The 19,467-nt window shown below is 68.5% G+C and carries 15 protein-coding genes; 8 read left to right on the forward strand and 7 right to left on the reverse strand.

Going from position 1 to position 19,467, the window contains the following annotated elements:
* Positions 1–2,772, reverse strand: coding sequence for an alanine--tRNA ligase (gene alaS / locus NOV86_RS11500; RefSeq protein WP_267641537.1), 2,772 nt, complete (start codon positions 2,770–2,772; stop codon positions 1–3).
* 253 nt (positions 2,773–3,025) lie between these two features.
* On the opposite strand from alaS, the gene NOV86_RS11505 reads away from it, so the two are divergent.
* From NOV86_RS11505 to NOV86_RS11520, 4 genes are all read left to right on the forward strand, one after another.
* Entirely contained in the window at positions 3,026–7,252 is a 4,227-nt protein-coding gene (locus NOV86_RS11505) for a metallopeptidase domain-containing protein (protein WP_267641538.1), read from the forward strand.
* A 4-nt stretch (positions 7,253–7,256) separates the two neighbouring features.
* Positions 7,257–8,057, forward strand: a complete 801-nt coding sequence (locus tag NOV86_RS11510) for a DUF7345 domain-containing protein (protein WP_267641539.1) — start codon at positions 7,257–7,259, stop codon at positions 8,055–8,057.
* An 89-nt stretch (positions 8,058–8,146) separates the two neighbouring features.
* Complete coding sequence (locus NOV86_RS11515; protein WP_267641541.1) at positions 8,147–8,656, forward strand: TspO/MBR family protein; 510 nt, start codon at positions 8,147–8,149, stop codon at positions 8,654–8,656.
* 89 nt (positions 8,657–8,745) lie between these two features.
* Positions 8,746–10,641, forward strand: coding sequence for an ATP-binding protein (locus NOV86_RS11520; RefSeq protein ID WP_267641542.1), 1,896 nt, complete (start codon positions 8,746–8,748; stop codon positions 10,639–10,641).
* Between the two features lie 16 nt (positions 10,642–10,657).
* Here NOV86_RS11520 and NOV86_RS11525 read toward each other — a convergent pair whose 3' ends face one another.
* A complete protein-coding gene (locus tag NOV86_RS11525; protein ID WP_267641543.1) occupies positions 10,658–11,254 on the reverse strand; it encodes a HalX domain-containing protein in 597 nt (198 codons plus the stop codon).
* 129 nt (positions 11,255–11,383) lie between these two features.
* Positions 11,384–14,323, reverse strand: a complete 2,940-nt coding sequence (locus tag NOV86_RS11535; protein ID WP_368408743.1) for a replication factor C small subunit — start codon at positions 14,321–14,323, stop codon at positions 11,384–11,386.
* Positions 14,324–14,447: 124 nt separating this feature from the next.
* On the opposite strand from NOV86_RS11535, the gene NOV86_RS11545 reads away from it, so the two are divergent.
* The 3 genes from NOV86_RS11545 to NOV86_RS11555 are packed head-to-tail and all read left to right on the forward strand — an operon-like array spanning position 14,448 to position 16,309.
* On the forward strand, positions 14,448–15,566 hold the full coding sequence (locus NOV86_RS11545; RefSeq protein WP_267641544.1) for a bactofilin family protein: 1,119 nt from the start codon (positions 14,448–14,450) through the stop codon (positions 15,564–15,566).
* Between the two features lie 47 nt (positions 15,567–15,613).
* Positions 15,614–15,811, forward strand: coding sequence for a ubiquitin-like small modifier protein SAMP2 (samp2, locus tag NOV86_RS11550; protein ID WP_267641545.1), 198 nt, complete (start codon positions 15,614–15,616; stop codon positions 15,809–15,811).
* Entirely contained in the window at positions 15,812–16,309 is a 498-nt protein-coding gene (locus tag NOV86_RS11555) for a peroxiredoxin family protein (RefSeq protein ID WP_267641546.1), read from the forward strand.
* Positions 16,310–16,316: 7 nt separating this feature from the next.
* Here NOV86_RS11555 and NOV86_RS11560 read toward each other — a convergent pair whose 3' ends face one another.
* Positions 16,317–16,658: a DUF5789 family protein gene (locus NOV86_RS11560; RefSeq protein ID WP_267641547.1), complete on the reverse strand. Its 342-nt coding sequence runs from the start codon at positions 16,656–16,658 to the stop codon at positions 16,317–16,319.
* Positions 16,659–16,761: 103 nt separating this feature from the next.
* Between NOV86_RS11560 and NOV86_RS11565 the strand changes: the two genes are divergently transcribed.
* On the forward strand, positions 16,762–17,127 hold the full coding sequence (locus NOV86_RS11565) for a GNAT family N-acetyltransferase (RefSeq protein ID WP_267641548.1): 366 nt from the start codon (positions 16,762–16,764) through the stop codon (positions 17,125–17,127).
* Here NOV86_RS11565 and NOV86_RS11570 read toward each other — a convergent pair whose 3' ends face one another.
* Genes NOV86_RS11570 through NOV86_RS11580 form a run of 3 tightly spaced genes read right to left on the reverse strand, consistent with a single transcriptional unit; the run spans position 17,128 to position 19,039 of the window.
* A complete protein-coding gene (locus NOV86_RS11570) occupies positions 17,128–17,289 on the reverse strand; it encodes a hypothetical protein (RefSeq protein ID WP_267641549.1) in 162 nt (53 codons plus the stop codon).
* A gap of 45 nt (positions 17,290–17,334) precedes the next feature.
* Positions 17,335–17,619, reverse strand: a complete 285-nt coding sequence (locus tag NOV86_RS11575; protein WP_267641550.1) for a DUF8066 domain-containing protein — start codon at positions 17,617–17,619, stop codon at positions 17,335–17,337.
* 43 nt (positions 17,620–17,662) lie between these two features.
* Positions 17,663–19,039: a phosphoglucomutase/phosphomannomutase family protein gene (locus tag NOV86_RS11580; protein ID WP_267641551.1), complete on the reverse strand. Its 1,377-nt coding sequence runs from the start codon at positions 19,037–19,039 to the stop codon at positions 17,663–17,665.
* Between the last annotated feature and the right edge of the window lie 428 nt (positions 19,040–19,467).

The following is a 19,467-nucleotide window of genomic DNA, read 5'->3' on the forward strand; positions in this document are numbered from 1 at the left end:
TCAGGCGTTCAGCACGGTCCGGAGCACGTCCGGAGCGTCCTCCAGCGCCGCGTCGAGGTCGTCGGCGTTCGGGCCGCCGCCCTGGGCGAAGTCCGGCGGGCCGCCGCCGCCACCGCCGACCTTCGCGGCCAGCTGGCTGACGACCTGCCCGGCGTTCACGTCGGAGCCGTCCGGAACCGCCACGACGAACTGGGCGCCGTCGAGACCGGAGCCGATGACGGCGATCTTGCCCTCCTCGACCAGCGCGTTCGCGGTCGCCCGGAGTTCGTCCATGTCGGCGTCGATGCGCTGGACGACGGCGGGCGTCCCGCCGACGTCGACCTCCTCGGTCCCGCCGGCACCCGAGGCGCGGACCTCGGCGAGCTGTTCCTTGAGGTCCTCGATGGTCTTCCCGCGGGCCTTCCACTCCTCGAAGAAGCGCTCGGCCGTCTCGGGCACCTCCTGCGGGCCCACGTCGAGGACCTCGGCGGCCTCGTAGAGGGCGTCCTCGGTCTCCTGGGTCGCCTGGATGGCGGCGTCGCCGGCGGCGAACGTGATGCGCTCGACCCCGTCCTGCACGCGCTCGGTGTTGCGGATCTTGATGGCGCCGATGTCGCCGGTGCGGGCGACGTGGGTGCCACCGCAGGCCTGGACGTCCTCGGCGACGTGGATGAGCCGGATGTTCGTGCCCGGCGGGATACCACCCTGGTAGAGGTCGAAGCCGTGTTCCTCCTCGGCCTCGTGGCGGTGGGGCCACTCCTGCTTGACCGGCGAGTTCTCCATCACGAGTTCGTTCGCGAAGCGCTCGATCTCCTTGACCTCCTCGCGGGAGATGCGCTCGTAGTGGTGGACGTCGATGCGGGAGGTCTCGACGCCCTTCTGGGCACCGGCCTGCCGGATGTGCTCGCCGAGCACCTGCCGGGCCGCGTGGATGACCACGTGGGTGGCGGTGTGGTTGCGCATCAGCTGGCGGCGGCGGTAGGTGTCGAGCTGGCCGCGGACGAACTCGCCCTTGCCGGGGTTCTCGTCGGTCCGGTGGAGGATGACGCCGTCCTGTCGCTGGACGTCGGTCACCTCGACGGTCACGTCGTCGGTGCTGAGCGTCCCGGTGTCGGCGGGCTGGCCACCGCCCTCGGGGTAGAACATCGTCTGGTCGAGCACCACGTCGTAGCCGTCCTCGCGCTCGAACACGTCGAGGACGACGGCCTCGAACTCGGTGCGCTGCTGGTCCTCGTAGTAGAGGCGGTCGGTCTCGGGGAGGTCCGACAGGCGCTCGTCGTCGTCGTCATCTTCCTCCTCGAACGCCTGGCCGCCGTCGTGGCGCTCGGCGACGAGCGAGAAGAAGTCGTCCGGGACGTTCACCCGGGCGCCCTCCTCGCTGGCGATCTCCTCGACCATGTCCGGCTGGAGGCCGTGGCTGTCGTACAGCTCGATGAGCTCGGTCGTCGGGATGGGCTCTCCCTTGCGAGCGTACTCCTCGGCGAGCTGGCGCACCTTCCGGCTGCCGCGGTCGAGCGTCTCGTGGTACTTCTCGACCTCGTTGCGGACGATCTCGCGGATGGTGTCGCGGTTCCTGTAGCCCAGGCGCTTGGCCTGCATGTCGACGAGTTCGTCGAGGGGGGCGTCCACGCCGACGTTGTCACAGAGGCGCTTCGTGCGCCGGAGGACCATCCGGGAGAGGTAGCCCGTCGAGACGTTGCTCGGGACGATGCCGTCGCCGAACATGTATGCCAGCGTCCGGCAGTGGTCCGTGATGGCGTAGATGTCTTCGAGGGGTTCGACGAGTTCCTCGAGTTCGGCCTTCGAGACGTCGAGCTTGTCCGCGATGGTGCCGCGGGCGGTCTCCATGTCCTCGGCCTCGTCGATGTCCATGTGGCCGGCGAGCTTGGCCGAGCGGTGGATGAGCTGCTCCTCGTCCTCGGTGTGCTCGATGCCGGCGTTGTCCTTCAGGAACTCGATCATGTCGGGGTAGACCGCCTCGTAGACGGTCGGGGTCCCCTGGGACATCCACGTCCATCGCTCCAGCCCGTAGCCGGTGTCGACGATGTACGTGTCCATCGGCGAGTAGCGGTTCCCGTCCTTCATCTCGTACTCGCCCTCGGGGTCCTGCTCCATCGACATGAAGACGAGCGTGGCGAGTTCGGCGCCGCGGTAGATGACCTCGATGGCGGGCCCGGCGTTACCGCCGCCGACCCAGGGGTCCTCGATGTAGACGATCTCGTCCAGGTTCGCGCCCATCGACTCGAACAGCTCGTCGCAGTACCGGACGGTGTCGTCCTTCCAGTAGACCTCACCCTCGTAGGCGTACTCCTCTTCGGCGTCCTCGCGGACGTTGAAGGCGTGATGCGCCATCATCTCGAAGGCCATGGTGTGTCGACCCGTCTTGCCGACGTTGTCGATGTCCTGCATCCGGATGCAGGGCTGGCTGATGGTCAGCGGATTCGCCGGCGGGGGCGTCTGGCCCGAGGTGACGAGCGGCTGGAAGTCGTAGATAGACGCCTGCGTCAGCAGCACGTCGTCGCGCCAGCGGTTCGCGGCCACCGGATACGGGTCGATGCGTTCGTGGCCGTTCTCCTCGAAGAAGGAGAGGAACGCCTCGCGCATCTCCTCGAGGGTGTACGCCTCGTCGAACCCGGGGTTGTCGATGAAACTGTAGTCCTCGCAGGGTGGCTCCCCGCACGTCTCCCGGTCGTGGTCGCGCGTCCAGAAGTGGGCACCGCAGTCCACACACTCCCGGCGCACGAAGTCTTCCTCCTCGAAATACTCGAGGCGGTACTCCTCCTCTAGAGTCATTCTTGTGCCACAGTGGCCTTTCGGTGAGTAAAACAGTTCCGCAACGGTGCAGGCCCCCATTCGGTCCGTTTGTTCGAGACGACGACGGTGTGAGACGAACACGGGACAGCGAGCCGACCGGCGGCGGGGTCGAGACGGTCGCGGGACGGCGCGCCCTCTCGCTGCCGACCACCACAGTATACCAATCGAGACTGAATTTACCCAAAAATGATATTACAGGGTAGTGCACACGTTTGTCGCATGGTGATGGCCAGTGACCAACGATAATGGTGATAGTACCGGGGCCGGCGGCTTCGACCGCCGACGCTTCCTGCAGTCGCTCGCGGTGTCCTCGCTGGGACCCGCGGCGTTCTCCGCGGGGGCCGCTGCTGACGGATCGACCGGGGACGGGTCCCTGCCGTTGCTGGCGGAACAGGGCGACGACCAGTGGGAGCTGACACCGCTCTCGACCGGCGAATCGGTCGTCGAGTTCTACGGCTGGGGCGGCGACGGCGACCAGACGGCCAGACCGAGCCTCGACATCACACGCTCGAACGTCAGCAACGTCTTCCTGTTCGACGGGCCGGAGGGGACGAGCCTCGGGGTACTCCACGACGCCCCCGACGACGGGAGCGACGGTCGCGCGACCATCTCGTTCGACGGCCTCCCGGTCGGCGAGGCCGGCGAGACGGTGTTCACCGACGACTTCGACACGCTCGACGCCTGGGACACCTCGACCACGTCGAACGCCGGCGTTTCGACCGACGACGGGCGCATGCGCTTTCGCGTCTACAGGTGCAACACGGCGACGGCGGTCCACGACCTCGGCGAGCAGTCCGGGACCCTGGAGGTCTCGTTCTCGTGGGAGACCGCGGCCGACGAGTGGTACGAGATCCCCGACTGGGAACTCCGTGACGCAGACGGCAACGCCATCGAGTACGAGGTCGTCTCTGGCACGGACGTCCAGGGTGCGGGCAGCCCAGGCGGTCGGCGCGGCGGGTCGGTGACGGTGCAGGCGGCCGTCGACGGCCCGGTCTCGCTCTGGTTCGCGCTCGAACCGTCGCGGTACTGCAGCAACTTCGACCACGCGGACACGTACTTCTGGGTCGACGACCTGACAGTCGAGACGGTCGCCTCGGGCGGCAGCTGGGTCGTCCAGGACGATCCCGAGGACTTCGACGGCGACGAGCCGACCCTCGACACCGAGGTGGACTGGTACTGGCTCGCGAAGAACACCGACGGCGGGGCGTTCCGTGGCGGCCTCGACGACGAGTTCGCTGTGACGCTCACGCCGGACTTCAAGAGCGGTATCGACGAGTGGCACCTGCTCCGGCAGGGGGAGGCCGAGACGACCGAGTCGCTGCGGGCGTTCGACCTCCAGAACGACTACAGCAGCGAGTCGCGCACGACCGACTGGCAGGAGGTCTCCCTCGACCTGTCGGCGTACGCCGGCCAGCGCGTCCGCGTCCGCCTCCAGGCCGACGGTCGCCACACCTACACCTACGAGAACACGAAGTCCTGGGTCCAGGCCGACTACGTCCGACTGCCCGGCGCGCTCGACGAGTCCTTCGACAGCCTCGACGGCTGGACCTGCGAGAACCAGCCGCGGGGTGACGGGTACAGCGACACCCCGACCGTCGGGACCTGCGAGGTCCGCGACGGGACGGCCTACGTCGAGGAGCACACGAACCGGATGCGCTCGCTCTCGCGGACCGTCCAGGTGCCCGAATCGGGCGACCAGACGCTGACGGCGCGGGTGCGCGGGCACGTCTCGGCGGCGTGGTCCAACGCCCGCCTCGCCGTCGAGGTGACGGAGCCGACCGTCGAGCGCATCCCACTCGACACCGACGACCCCGTGACCATCCGCCGCGGCGAGGCCGAGACCACGCCCGCCAGCGTGGTGGACGTGTCGCCCCCGCCGACGGCGGTCGAGCGCGACGAGGCCCCCGACCTGTCGGTCGAACTCGACCCCGGCTCCGCCGACCCGGCCGACCTGACCGCGGTGGCGACCGTCTTCGGCGCCTGGCGCGGCGACTCGCTCGACATCGCCGACGGGCGGGCCACGACCTACACGCAGGTCCTCTCGAAGACGACGACCGACGACGGGACGGTCCTGTTCGACGACGCGTTGCCGGCCGCGGCCGAACTCCCGCTCATCGACTCGCTCGAACGTGGGTTCGAGTACGAGGTCTCGGTCCGCGTCATCGACGAGAGCGTCGGCGAGACCGTCGCGACCCTCGGGGACTTCCACACCTTCGCGTTCGACCAGGTCGACACGGTCGCCGCGGTCGCGGCACGCGCGTCCGACACGACGCCCCAGCTGGTCGACGCCGGTTTACGCGCTCACCTCCGGCAGAAGCTCGAGTACCTGAACCGGTACTACGCGAGCGGTCTCGGGAGCATGGGCGCACAGGGCTTCGACGTGGAGTTCGTGAACTTCACGACGGCGAACACGGGTGCCCTCGACGCCGGGTGGGTCGCGCTCTCCGAAGAGTGGGACCACTACGCCCAGCCCGACACCGACAACGACGGGGAACACATCGACGAGGTCCCCGGCAGCAACACCTTCGACTTCGTCACGGACGCGCTGTCGGCGGCCGCGACCGACCTCGACGTCGACTTCGACCAGTACGACACCGCCCTCGTGACCAACGGGAAGGACACGACGCGGTCGGTCGGGGGCGACGACCAGTGGGGTCTCAGTCGCTCCGTCTGGCGCGGCGAGCCCATGAAGGAGTTCACCATCCCGGTGCTCAAGGCGACCATCGACCCCGGCGAGATCGTCGGCATGACGCCGTTCGAGACGCCGAGTGGCACCATCGACGCGATGTACGCGCCGATGCACGTCGACACGTGGCTCCACGAGTTCGGGCACAGCCTCGGTCCCGACCAGCAGGTCGGCTTCCCGGACCTCTACGACATCCCGACGCCGTTCCAGAACTTCGGCGTCATCAACGGCTGGGGGCTGATGGGCGGCCGGGACGGGAAGGTCGTCTCCTCGTTCTGTCGCACCCTCGGCAGCGACCCCTACAACTACGAGAACGGCTGGCTCGACGCCGACGTCACGCCCCACGTCGTCGAGGACGTCGAGGTCGAGGTCGACCCGCTGACGGAGAAACAGGTCGGCGACGCCGCGGACTACGTCGTCTCGGCGTGGGCCAACGTCGATATCGAGGTGTCGCTCGACGAGGTCGACGTCGACGCGGACCCCCAGCTCGGGCTCTACATCGTCGAAGGGCGCGACGGCGGCCTCGCGCTCACGAGTCCGGACGGGTACGACCTCTGGAAGACCCCCGACAAGGACGCAGAGAGCGGAGTGCAACTCTACCGGTTCAACGGTATCACCGTCGATGGCTCGGTCTCCGGGCTGGAGGAATTCGTCGCGGACATCCTCGACGGGGAGGTGCCGGACGCGCCGAACTTCACGCTGAACGACGCCGACGCCATCTCCATCGAGGCGATGCCGCCGTCGTCGGGCGACATCGACGCGCACACGCTGGCGAACGAGGGCGACACCCTCACCGACCCGGCATCCGCCACCACGTTCGAACTCGTCAGCGACGGCGAGGACGGGAGCGGGACCGTGAACCTGCACCGCGACACCGACCTGCTCGGCGACAGCTACCGGCTCATCGTCGACGTCCTCGGCGGCCTGCAGGACCTCGCCGACGAGTACAGCAGTGGCTCGCACGAGGAACCCATCCCACCGCTGGACGTGCTGGCGGTGACCGACGACGGCCGGCGCGTCGGTGTCGACGAGGAGACCGGCGAGGTGGTGAACGAGGTCGAGGGCGCGTCCGTCTACCAGACGCCGACGACGACCGTCGTCTCACTGCCGCGGTCGGTCGAGGCGACGTTCTCCGTCTCGGCACACCGGCTGCGCCACGCGCTCGAGGACCGGCCGGACCTCACGGTCCCGGATGCCATCGAGTACCGCCGCACCGTCGTCGACGACGGCGACCTCTCCGTCACCGAGCGCGACGGCGTCGCCTTCATCGACGGGCGGCTCACCTACACCACGACCGGGACGGTCGGGGACGAGGAGACCGACACCGCCCCGGCGGTGGCCACCTGTGACGTGGACCTCTCGCCGGACCGGCTCAACGCGAGGTCGGAAGGCAGGTGGGTGACCGCCCAGGTCGGGCTGCCCGAGGGAACGGCGGCGGACGACCTGCGATTCGACTCGGTCGCGTTCGCCGGCGTCCCCGTGGTGTCCGACGAACAGTACGGGTTCGTGAGGAACCCGCCGACGACGACCCGGGACGGCCGGACCTACGTCGAGGTCAAGTTCCCCCGCGAGGACCTGCTCGACGCGCTCGACACCGGGTCCTCCGCGCCGCCGCTGTTCGCCGCCCTGTCGGGTGGTGAGACGCTGCTCCGGGGCACCACCGAGGTGACGGTGGTCGACCCGGGCAACGGCGGCGGCAACGGAAACGGCGGCGGCAACGGAAACGGCGGCGGCAACGGAAACGGCAAGGGCAAGCAGGGCGGTAGTCCCTGACACGATGTCCGCCCCCCGTCCGCTCGCCGTCTGCCTGCTCGCGTGCGTCCTCCTGAGTGCCGTGGCTGGCGCGAGCGCGCCCGGCGCAGGGGCGAGCGGACGTGACCCGGCGCTGGCTACCACCGCGGCTGTCGCGCCGACGCCCGAGAACGCGACCCACGAACTGTCGGTCCTCGTGGACGCGGACGGCGACGCGACCGTCCGGTTCACGGTACGCTACCCCGCCCGGAACCAGAGCGAGGCCGAGGCCGCCAGCGCGGGTGACCTCGCGACGCCCTGGTTCGAGGGCAACGCGACGGTCCGCCGGGTGTTCGAGGCGGCCGCCGACGGGGACGACTCGCTCGCGGACCCGGCGCGGACCGTCCAGCACACCGACTACTTCCCGGGGCCGGCGACCCGGAACGCGACACACGGCTGGGTGTCGGTCTCTGCCTACGCCACCTGGGAGGGGTTCCTCGGCGACGGTGACGACCGGCAGGCCGTCGGCGACGCCTTCACCGCCGAACTCGGCTCCGGCGACCGCCTCACCGTCACGGTCCCGTACTGGTGGGAGCCGTCGTCGGGAGCCGAAGGGTACGTCACCCGCACGCGCGGCGACGAGGTGACGTACGCGACGACGGTCGACTCGGGGGCGCCCCCGACGCTCGTCTTCGAGCGAGACGCGTTCGCCACCCGGACGACGACCCGCGCCGGGGAGAACTGGAGCATCCCACTGGGACCGGCCGCAGGCGCGATTCCGGCCGCACTGGCGGTCGTCGTGGTCGCCGGCCTCCTCGCGGCCCGGCGCCGGACGGACGACGGCTGACGCCGTCCGGTCCACGATTCGACGCGTCCCACCGTGAACCAAACCAGTTCGACCACACCGCTATCCGGGGTGGTCGCGTACCGTCTCCCATGTCAACCTCCGGTAGCACGCGCTCGGGCCTCGACCTGCCCTCGCGCGACGAACTGTTGCGCATCGTCGGCTTCGTCGTCCTCGTCAACCTCGTCGGGGGCGCGGCCGCGGTCATCGGCGGCCCCGGCAGCGAGTGGTTCCTCGCGCTCGAGAAACCGTGGTTCTACCCGCCGGGCTGGGCGTTCGGCGTGGTCTGGACGCTCCTGTTCTCGCTGCTCGGCGTGGCGCTGTACCGCGTCTGGCGCGCCGACGAGTCCGGCGAGCGCCGGGTCGCCCTCGGCGCGTTCGCCCTCCAGATGGTGTTCAACGTCGCCTGGACGCCCGCGTTCTTCGGGGCACAGAACCCCGGCCTCGGGCTGGCCGTCATCGCGGTGCTGTGGGTGCTCGTGGTCGCGACCATCTGGGCGTTCCGCCGGGTCGACCGGCCCGCCGCCGCGTTGCTGGTGCCCTACCTGCTGTGGGTGAGCTTCGCCGCCGTGTTGAACTACGACATCTGGCGGCTGAACTGACGTTCGGGCGGCAACATTAACCGTCTCCCCCGTATAGTGGCCGCGTATCGAACCCGACTCCACCCCGGTGGACCGGATGTGATGCTCGAATGCCCGACGCTCCCCCCGTCGTCGTGACCGCCAGGACGGCCGAGAGACGGTCGGCCGTAGCGACCGCCCTCGACGTGCGGCCGACGGAGACGGTCGCCCCCGAGGCACTCGGCGAGTGGCTCGCGACGACCGCGGCCGCCTGCCTCGTCGTCGCCGACGACCCGGCCGACCCGGTGGTCCGGGACGCCTGCGAGGCCGGTACCGGCGTCCCGACCGTCGTCTTCGCCGCCGTCGAGCCCGGGTCGGTCCCCTGTCACGCGGACGGGTTCGTCCGCGACGACGGCCGATACGACCGCCTCCGGGACGAGGTGCGCTGGCGGCTGCGGGCCGGCACCGACGCCGCCGAGTCCGAACTCGAGGCCAGCCGGGCGAAGATCGAGCGCCTGCACACGGTCGCCGCGGAGATGGTCGCCTGCGACACCGAAGCGGAGGTGTTCGAGGTGGCCATCCGGGCGGCCGAGCAGATCCTCGACCTCGACATCGTCGGCATCGACACGGTCGAGGACGGCTACTTCGTCCCGCGGGCGGTCTCCGAGGAGCTGAAGTCGTCGGGCTACGGCACCCTGCCGGCCGACGAGGGCGTCGCCGGGCGCAGCTACCAGGAGGGCGAGTCCATCCTCGTCCCCGACACCGAGGCGCACCCGGACGCCTCGCCCACGGGCCCGTACCGCTCCGTCCTCTCCGTCCCGATCGGCGACATCGGCATCCTGCAGGCCGGCTCCTGCGAGACCGACGCGTTCGGCGAGCGCGACCGCGAACTCGCGGAACTGCTGGTGAGCCACGTCGCCGAGACGGTCGAACGCCTGCAGGCCGAGGAGCGGCTCCGACGCGAGCGCGACCGACTGTCGGCCCTGTTCGAGAACGTCCCCGACCCGGTCGTCCGCTTCGCCTACGAGGACGGTGCGCTGCGCGTCCAGGACGTGAACGCGACGTTCGAGCGGGTCTTCGGCTGGGCGGCCGACGAGATCCGCGGCGAGGACATCGACGAGTACATCGTCCCCGAGGGGCGCGAGGACGAGGCCAAGCGCCTGAACGAGAAGCTCATGGCGGGCGAGAGCCTCCACGTGACGACCCAGCGCCGGACCCACGACGAGGTCCGGGACATCCTGCTCCACGTCGTCCCGTTCGAGCGCGGCGAACGCAGCCTCCAGGGCTTCGCCATCTACACCGACATCACGGAGGAGAAGGCCAGACAGCGCGAACTCGAGCGCCAGAACGAGCGCCTCGACGCCTTCGCGAGCATCGTCAGCCACGACCTGCGCAACCCCCTCTCCATCGCCCAGGGCTACCTCACACTCGCCCAGGACGTGGGCGACCCCGAACACTTCGAGGAGATACGCCACGCCCACGAGCGCATGAGCAACCTCATCGACGACCTGCTCACGCTCTCCCGACAGGGGGACGTGGTCGGGTCGCTCGACCCGGTCAGCCTCGCCGAGGTCGCGACGCAGGCGTGGGCCGGCGTCCAGACCGGCGGGGCCGAACTGGCGGTCGTCGAGGACACGACGCTGCTCGCCGACCGTGACCGGCTCGTCGAGCTGTTCGAGAACCTCTTCCGGAACGCGGTGCTCCACGGCTGTCCGGTCGACGGCGACGCCGGCTACCGCGAGGACGGGTCGTCGCTCACGGTGACAGTGGGGGTGTTGCCCGGCGAGCCGGCCGAGGACGCGGCGGGCTTCTACGTCGCCGACTCCGGCTGTGGTATCCCGCCGGGGGAACGCGAGACGGTCTTCGAGTCGGGCTACACGACCAGCGACGAGGGGACGGGCTTCGGCCTCACCATCGTCCAGGAGATCGCCTCGGCCCACGGCTGGGCGGTGTCGGTCGACGAGAGCGAGGCTGGCGGTGTGCAGTTCGACTTCGAAGGCGTGGAGACGCCGGCCGACGAGACGTGACGAGACGCTCCGAATATCAGTTCGACGCCGCACCCGGGTCCGACTCGAGCAGCCCGTGGAACAGGTGGGCGTGGTCGGCCGTGTCCGTGAGCAACTCGTCGAGCAACTGGTCGGCCCGGTCGGCCTGCGTCTCGACGCGCTCTCTGAGTTCGGTGTACTCGTCGCTGTCGTCGAGTGCCGCCTCGGACTTGCGCGCCTCGAGGACGGCCTTCTTCGTGACCTGCGAGTAGTACTCCCGGAGCTCCGCGTCGTAGGCCGACCGACGTTCGAGCCGGCGGATGCACCGGTTGAGCGTCGACGCGTCGACCGGTTTGACGAGGTAGTCGTCGAAGCCCATCTCGACGATGTCGAAGTCGGGCTCGACGGCGGTGACGATGACGACCTGGCAGTCGAAGCCTGCCGCCCGGAGCTGCTGGAGCACCTCGTCGCCCGAGATGCCCGGTAACCGACGGTCGAGGACGACCACGTCCGTCGTCGCTGTGACGGCCTCGATGGCGGACGCCCCGTCGGTCACACTACGTACGTCCCATCGGTCGCCCAGCCAGGATACGTAGAGGCTCGCCAGCTCCGTGTTGTCCTCGACGATGAGGACCTCTGTGGTGTCGTCGGTCATGCTACCCTCCCGAAACAGTACCAATCGATGCTGTTCTCTGGTATAAATGTCGCGGCCGTTGATACGACCTGTCGGTTGATATATCGGAAAACCGGCCTCGAAAATACGTCTTCCGGGTGGTCCGGGGAGTCAGTCGAGCGCGAGCGACGCCAGCAGCGCCTCGAGCTGGACGCGCTCGCTCGCACCCTGGGTGATGCGGAAGTCGGCCTCGCCGACGCGGTCCATCAGGCGGACCGCGGCTTCCTCGGAGAGGTCGAACTCCCACGCCGAGCGGTGGAGCTGGTCGATGATGTCGCCGCCGGCCAGCCCGCGTTCGGTCAGGAGTTCGTCGAGTTTCGCGCGGGCCGCGATGAAGTCGCCCTCGATGGCGTCGGTGACCATCGCCTCGACCTCCTCGGGGCGCGCCGTGGCGGTGATGGCGTAGACGGTCTCCTCGGTCACCTCGTCGCCCATGACGGAGGCGGCCTGGAGCGCGTTGATGGCCTTGCGCATGTCGCCGTCGGCCGCGTAGACGAGCGCGTCGACGCCCTCGTCGGTGAGGGGGATGCCCTCCTCGCCGGCGATGTAGCGGACCTGCTCGCCGACCGCCTCGTCCGAGAGCTGGGTGAACCGGAAGACGGCACACCGCGACTGGATGGGGTCGATGATCTGGCTGGAGTAGTTACACGAGAGGATGAAGCGCGTGTTGTTCGAGAACTGCTCCATCGTCCGGCGCAGGGCGGACTGCGCGTCGGAGGTCAGCGCGTCGGCCTCGTCGAGGAAGATGATGCGGTAGTCGTAGCCACCGAAGGACGTGCGCGCGAAGTTCTTGATGCGGTCGCGGACCACGTCGATGCCGCGCTGGTCCGAGGCGTTGAGTTCGAGGAAGTTCTCGCGCCACTCGTCGCCGTAGATCTCCTTGGCGATGGACACGGCCGAAGCGGTGTTGTGCATCACGGTGGGGACCGCACCTGCGACGTAGTTGTGGCTCTCCGGGACCGTCAGGTCGTACACGCGAGTTTCCTCGTCGACCGGGTCGACGGATTCGACCTCGTCGTAGTACAGGTCGGCACTGACGAGTGCCTCCAGTTTCTGAATCGAGTCGAGTACGTCGACCGAGAGCATATCGTTCGCGATGGATTCGATAGCCTCGGTGACCGTCTCGAACCGGGTGAGAGAAGCGATGTCGTGGTCCTCTGTCCGGACGAGATTCGCCACATCTGCCCCACGAATACCTGCCTCGTCGCCGACTCTATTGAACGAGACGCCGAGCGCGTCGATGGCCGAAGCCAGTTCGTTCTGAACCGTTCGGACCGGCGGTGTCCCCTCCGACTCACCGAGCGTCACCAGTATCTCTTCCGCCCGTCTCGCGGTCGGTGCCCGACGGCCATCCGAGTATTCGAGTAGCCGGTCGGTTCGGACGCCGGTCTCCGCTGCGACCTCCTTGCGCGTCGTGAGTGGTCCGAGCTGTTCACGGGACCTCACCCACGTTGCTGGTGTCTTCGAGACGGCCTCGATGTCGGCTCGAATCTCGGCCATCGCCTCGTGGACGACCTGTGCCGTCTCGAGTCGTTCGTTCGCCTCGTCAAGAAGCGTTCTGAGGGCGGTCTCGTAGTTCTCTCTGCCGGGCGTCTCCGGGTTCAGGCTCTCGGGGACGACGCTGTTCTTGTCGATGTGTAGTCGCTGACAGACGTCGTCGACCGCCGACTGCACCGGTATCGTGTCGTGGTTCGGGTTCGAGTCTTTCTCGGTGTGCTTCGCGAGTGCCTCGGCTTTGTAGTCGATGGTGAAGCCGATGGCATCCTCGAACCGTCGAACGTTCGGCGCACCTGATATCGAGAGGACGTGATACTCCCGCTTCTTGCCACTCCCGTTCGTTGCGGCCTTTCGCTTCACCGTCCGTCTGGACGGGATACCGAAACTGGAGAGCAGATACGAGAGGAGTGTGATGTGGCCGCCGTTCTTCTGCGTAAGTTCCAGAATACCGTTGTCCGCGACGTACCCCTCTGCGTCGAACATCGCCCGGCAGAATGCGGCCCGTGATTCGTCGTCGGCACGGACGAGTGTGGAGCCGATACCGTCGCCAGTCGTGGCCCCATCGAACACGTCGAAGCAGGACTCGAGGAAGTGCGTGAGCGTCTGAGAGATGACCCGAACGAAGGGGGTTCCGCCCTGTTCACCCCGAGTCGGTTCGAGTCCGAACAGGTCGACGACGGTCTGCTCGAACTCGTCGAGAAGTGCGTCGTCGGTGTTGTAGAACCGGATTCGGCCGTTGTCGATTCGTGCTTCGCTCACCGCGAGTCCGAGGAACGATGCGAGCCGGGGCGTCACCTCGTTCGTGACCTCGATCGGCGTCGAAGCGTACCCGTTGGCGTTGACGTACTCGATTCGGTCTATCTCGGTGTAAAGTCGGTCACGCGAAGTGTCGAGGTCAAGGAGGGTCGACAGCGGCACGCGGTCGGTGGTCTCTTGATAAGTCAGGTTGTGTTCCGCCGCGAAGCCCGCCGAGACATCGGCGTGGATTCGGTTGGGGTCGACCTGGTCGAGCCAGTCGAGTTCCGCCTCTCCCTCTGGAACCGGCGTGTTACGCGGTCGAACGACCCTGTCACCTGCTTCTACGTCTTGGGCCTGCCGCCATTCGAGGCCGTCAGCAGAGAGGACGAGCAGTCGGTGTTCCGGCGTGACCGTCACCTGATTCCCATCGCGGGTGGCCACTTCGACTACGTTGTCGGCCTGCTTCCCGAACACCTTCGACGGCGTCACGTACTCGAAGTTCCCCTGCGCGTCGAAGGTGACTACCTGAAGGTCGTCGTCTGGTTCCGCGAACCCATCTGCGTCGCCGACGACATCCTCGATACGCTCGACACCGCGATTCGTCAGAACTGGGGTCTCCCCAGTTACACATTTACCGACGCCGGCCGGCCCCGCGAACATGAGGTGGGGCAGTTCGTCCTTCGAGATGTAGCTCTGCAGGCGTCCGATGATGTCCTCGTGCCCGACAACGTCGTCTAGGGAGTCCGGCCGGTACTTCTCGATCCAGACCTCGTTGCGCCCCCCGGGTCGTGCGCCGGTCTCGTCGGCCTCGCTCATGGGCGAACGGAAGGCTGGCCCGTTCATAAAGCCCCCGAGACGAGCCGTGCGGGGCCGTGACATCCTTCTCAGTTTTTGTAAATCAGCATATGTGTATATCTCCTCGTCGGGTGAATTTCTACACATGAGAGTAATCAGTTCCAGAAAGAGATTTGTCGTACTGCTCGTCACCTTGCTGGTCGTCCTCGGGTCCGTCCCGGGAGCGGTCGGTGCGGAGTCGGTCGTCGCCGGCACCTTCGTCGTCGACGAGGGCGAGACGGTCCGGGGTCTCGACGTGGTCGGGGCGACCGTCGTCGTCCGCGGGACCGTCCAGGGTGACCTGAACGGGGCGGCCGCCGACGTCCGCATCGAGGACACCGGCGTCGTCACGGGTGACGTGAACGTCGCCGCGGCCAGCATCGACATCGCCGGCCGCGTCGGCGGTGACGTGAACGCCGGGACCGCCACCCTCCGCGTGCAGGAGGGTGCCGTCATCGCCGGGAAACTGAGCGCCGGTGCGGCCGACGCGACCATCGCCGGCGAGATCCAGGGCGACGTCTCGCTCGGCGCGGACGTCATCCGCCTGACCGACACCGCGGTCGTCGGCGGTGAGTTCCGCTACGACGCCGACGAACTGGTCGGCGTCGACCGGGCCAGCATCGCCGGGCCCGTCGTCAGGGACGAGTCCATCGGGAGCTCCGACTTCGGCGTCTCGGTCGCCGAGGACTTCGCCGAGGGCGTGTTCGCCGTCTACGGGTTCCTCGTGAACCTCGCCGTCGGTGCCATCCTCCTGCTCGTCCTGCCCGGCTTCTCGCGCCGGGTGGCCGAGACGGCCATCGGTGAGCCGGCCAAGAGCGGTGGCGTGGGCCTGCTGGCGCTGATCGCGGTGCCCGTCGCGCTCGTGGTCATCGCGCTGACCATCATCGGCATCCCCATCACCCTCATCGGGGCGGGGCTGTTCGCGCTGGTCGCGTGGGTCGCCGTCATCTACGGCCGCTTCGCGGTCGGCACCTGGCTGGTCGGCAAGGCCGGCGGCGACAACCGCTGGCTGGCGCTGGTCGTCGGGCTGCTGTTCGGCGCCCTGTTCAACATGCTGAGCTGGGTCGGCGACATCGTCAACTTCGCCGTCTTCCTGCTCGGCCTCGGCGCCCTCGCGCTGGTGCTGTACGACCGGTACGGCTCCGGCCGGGACCGCGCCGCACCCGCGACCGAGGACGAATCGACCGTGGCTGGTGAGGACACGGGCGGCGTCCCGCCGGCCTGACCACCGGCAACGACACGCTTAGGCCCGCGGGCCGGCAAGGGCCGGCCATGCAGGTCACCGTGGACGTCAAGGGCGAGGGGACCCACGAACTGGACCTCCCCGACCCGACCTACGCCGACCTCCTGCGCGAGCTCGACCTGAGCCCGCACGAGGTGAGCGTCCTCGTGGACGGCCGGCCCGTCCCGGAGGACCAGCCCGTCGCGTCGGCCGAGGTAACCGTACTGCGGCTCATCAAGGGTGGGTAGATGCCCGAGTCCTTCTCGCTGGCGAACGTCGGGCCGGGGCCGGACCCCTGCTCGCTCGCCGACCTCGCGGCCGACCACGACTTCGTCCTCCTGCTGTTCCAGCGCGACTACCACTGCGTCAACTGCCGCAAGCAGGTCCAGCAGGTGAAATCGCGGTACGACGAGTTCGAGGCCCGGAACACCGAGGTCGCCTCCATCGTCCCCGAACCGGCCGAGAAGGTCCGGGACTGGCAGGACAGCTACGACCTGCCGTATCCCCTGCTCGCGGACCCCGACGCCGCCACGGGCGACGCCTACGACCAGCCGGTCCGCTACGGCATCCTGGGCAGATTCAGCGACTTCTTCGGGCGGATGCCGGAGGCGGTGCTGCTCGACACCCGCGGCGAGGAGCCCGCACTCGTCTGGAGTCACGCGGGAAAATCGACGTTCGACCGGCCGGAGATAGCCGAGCTGCTCGCCGAGATCGACGAGCATCGCGACGCGGCGACGGGTACCTGAGGCCCACTCAGAGCGACTCGGATTCGGCGGCCTCGTCCATCGCGGCCCGTTCGTCCAGTGCCGCGTCGCTCGCCGTCCCGCGGCCGGTCTGTCCCTTCTCGCCGATGGCGTCCGCGTCGACCATCGTGACGACCATCTCGCGGATGCCCTGTACGTCCTCGAACGTCTCGATGCCCGCGGGCGAGAGCACGTCGTCGAGGGTCGTGCTCCCGCCGTTGGCGAACGACACCTCGTGGTCGCCGTACTCGTCGAGCAGCCGCGATTTCTCCAGCGGGAAGGACTCGTCGGCGAGCGTTCCGTCCAGGTCGTGCATGTCGATGCCGGGCGCGTCGCTGGGCGTCTCTGTCATGTCAGGGACGACTGTCCCCAGCCGGCTAACAGGCGTGCCTATGGATTGAGGCCGGGCCGGCGGATTCCGGTAGCTTTCTTCCGGCCACCACGTAGTGGCTCGCATGCGAGTGCGCGAGGCCCGCCCCGAGGAACGCGAGGCCGTCGAGGCCGTCCTCGACGCCGCGATGCTCCGGACCGACGCGGTCCCGGCGGCCATCGACCGGGGCGACGCGCTGGTCGCGGTGGCGGACGACCGGGTCCTCGGGGCGGCGGTTCTCGACCCGAAACCGGGGGGTCCCCACCTCGACGCAATCGCGGTCCGGCGGCGGCGACGGGGGCAGGGCATCGGGTCGGCGCTGGTCGCCGCCGCGAACGCGCGAAAGGGCCGGCTCACCGCCGCCTTCGACCCGGACGTGCGGCCCTTCTACGAGGACCTGGGGTTCGAGATTCGAGAACGGGACGGGCGGCTCTGGGGCGTACTGGACTGACTACTCCCGGAGGTGCGTCTCGATGCGCTCGGCGACGAGCAGGAACCGGAGGGCGAGGGCGAACACCAGCGCGAAGACGATGGCGTCCTCGACCAGCCCGACGAAGAGGGCGATGGCGATGACGACCAGGTAGGCCGCGTCGACGACGGTCTGTCTGGGCATGGCTGTCGGTGTTGGCGCTGGCCGGATAAGCTTTCAGTCGGGCGGTCAGTCGAACAGTTCCGAGACCTCGCGGTCCTCGTCGTCGTCCTGTCGCTCGCTCCCGTCGGTCCGGAGTCGGTCCACGTCGCCGGCCTCGACGTTGTCGGCGATGCGTTCGAGGGCGACGACGAGGCGACGCAGCAACTGGAGCATCACGTAGCCGAGGTACAGGACACCGGGGACGACCACCGCGACGAGGAGGCCGAGCAGGAGGTTCCGGGTGAGGATGGCGTACCCCATCACGAGGAGGACGAACGCACCGTACCCGACTTGCAGGGCTCTGGAGGACATACCCGTACTTCTGTCGGAAACCCGAAAAAGGTTCAGTCTCGCCTCAGACCAGCGACTCGACCAGGTCCCGGCCGTCGGCCAGCAACTCGGTGACGCGGGTCGCGCTGTCGGCCTCGGCGTAGACCCGCATCTTCGGTTCGGTCCCGCTCGGGCGGACGAGCACCCACGAGCCGTCTTCGAGCAGGAGTTTGAAGCCGTCTTTCGTGACCACGTCGGCGACCGCCGCGCCGGCGACGGACTCGGGAATCTCGTCGCTCAGGTCGTCGACCACCCGCGCCTTCTCGCTGTCGGGGCAGTCCACGCTCACCTTGTTCTGGTGGATCTCGCCGTGTTCGGCCAGCAGGTCGTCCACGCGCTCGTCGTAGGGCTTCTCGTGGGCGACCGCGGCGGCGAGCAGGGCCATGAACACGCCGTCCTTCTCGGGGATGTGGCCGCGGACGGTGAACCCGCCCGATTCCTCGCCGGCCATCAGGGCGTCGTGCTCCTGCATGGCCTGGGCGACCCACTTGAAGCCGACCGGGGTCTCGACGACGTCTTGCCCATGGGCCTCGGCGATGCGGTCGAGCAGGAACGTGGTCGAGACGGTCCGGACCACGGGGCCCGAGTCCGATTCGAGCAGGTAGTCGTAGGTCGCGGCGAAGAAGAGGTTCTCGTCGAGGAAGCCGCGCTCGGGCGTGACGACCGCGAGGCGGTCGGCGTCGCCGTCGTTGGCGATGCCGAGGTCGGCGTCGGTCTCGCGCACGGTCTCGACCAGCTCTTCGAGGTTCTCGGCGCTCGGTTCCGGCGGGGTGCCGCCGAACTCGGGGTCGGTCGCACACCGGATGCGCTCGACGGTCGCGCCAGCCTCCTCCAGCAGGCGGTCGGTGGTGTCGCGGCCGGAGCCGTGCATCGCGTCGTAGACGACGGTCAGGCCGGAGAGGTCGTCCGGGACGAGGTCGCGCGCGTGGTCGAAGTGTGGGGGGACGAAGTCGACCTCCTTGACGGTGCCGTGGTCCTCCTCCGGGAGTGGGTCGGGTTCCGCGAGGCGCGCCTCGATGGCGTCGGTGACCTCGGGGAGGGCGGGGGCGGCGTCGTCGGGGATGAACTTCACGCCGTTGTACTCCGGCGGGTTGTGACTCGCGGTGAGCATCAGGGCGCCCGCGAGGTCGCGGTGGCGGATCTGCCACGCCGTCAGGGGTGTCGGGCGGTCGCGGTCGGGCAGGACCACGTCGAACCCGTTCGCACAGAGCACCCGGGCCAGTTCCTCGGCGAACCCGGGCGAGGACTCGCGGGCGTCGTAGCCGACCGCGACCGTCTCGCCGCCGCGACCCTCGTCGCGGAGGTAGGTGGCGACCGCCTGTCCGACCATCCGGACGCGAGGGGCGGTGAACTCGTCGAGCGTCGCTCGCCAGCCGTCGGTCCCGAAGGAGATGGCGTCCATGTGGGGTCCATCACCTGCCCGGGCGATAAATCCCACCGACGGCGTTCACTTTCACTCCGGTACGAACAGGACTTTAACCCGCCCGTTCGATATTACCATTAGCGCCCTAGAGCGGCGCGAGTCCCGTCTCGGGGCGACGACGCACACCGCTCTGCGTCGTGAAACAACGAATCGGCGGAGGTGAGTGAGAATCGGAAAGGGCCTCCGCGTAACACTCGCATCGGGCGGTGTCACCCTGCTGGCACAGGGTCTGGAATCCGGTTGGATTCTGATCGCCGTTGCGGTGTTCGCATCGTCTGACGAGCAGTCCGAGTGACACCGGCGATCGCTGGCACGATCGTCGGCCCTTCTTCTTGCTTCGGTTTCGCACAGACTACCCGTCTCTGTATCCTACACGTGTCGATTGCGCGCACACGCTCAAATAACTT

The organism is Haloarchaeobius amylolyticus (assembly GCF_026616195.1).
In the GTDB taxonomy this organism is placed as follows: Archaea; Halobacteriota; Halobacteria; order Halobacteriales; family Natrialbaceae; genus Haloarchaeobius; species Haloarchaeobius amylolyticus.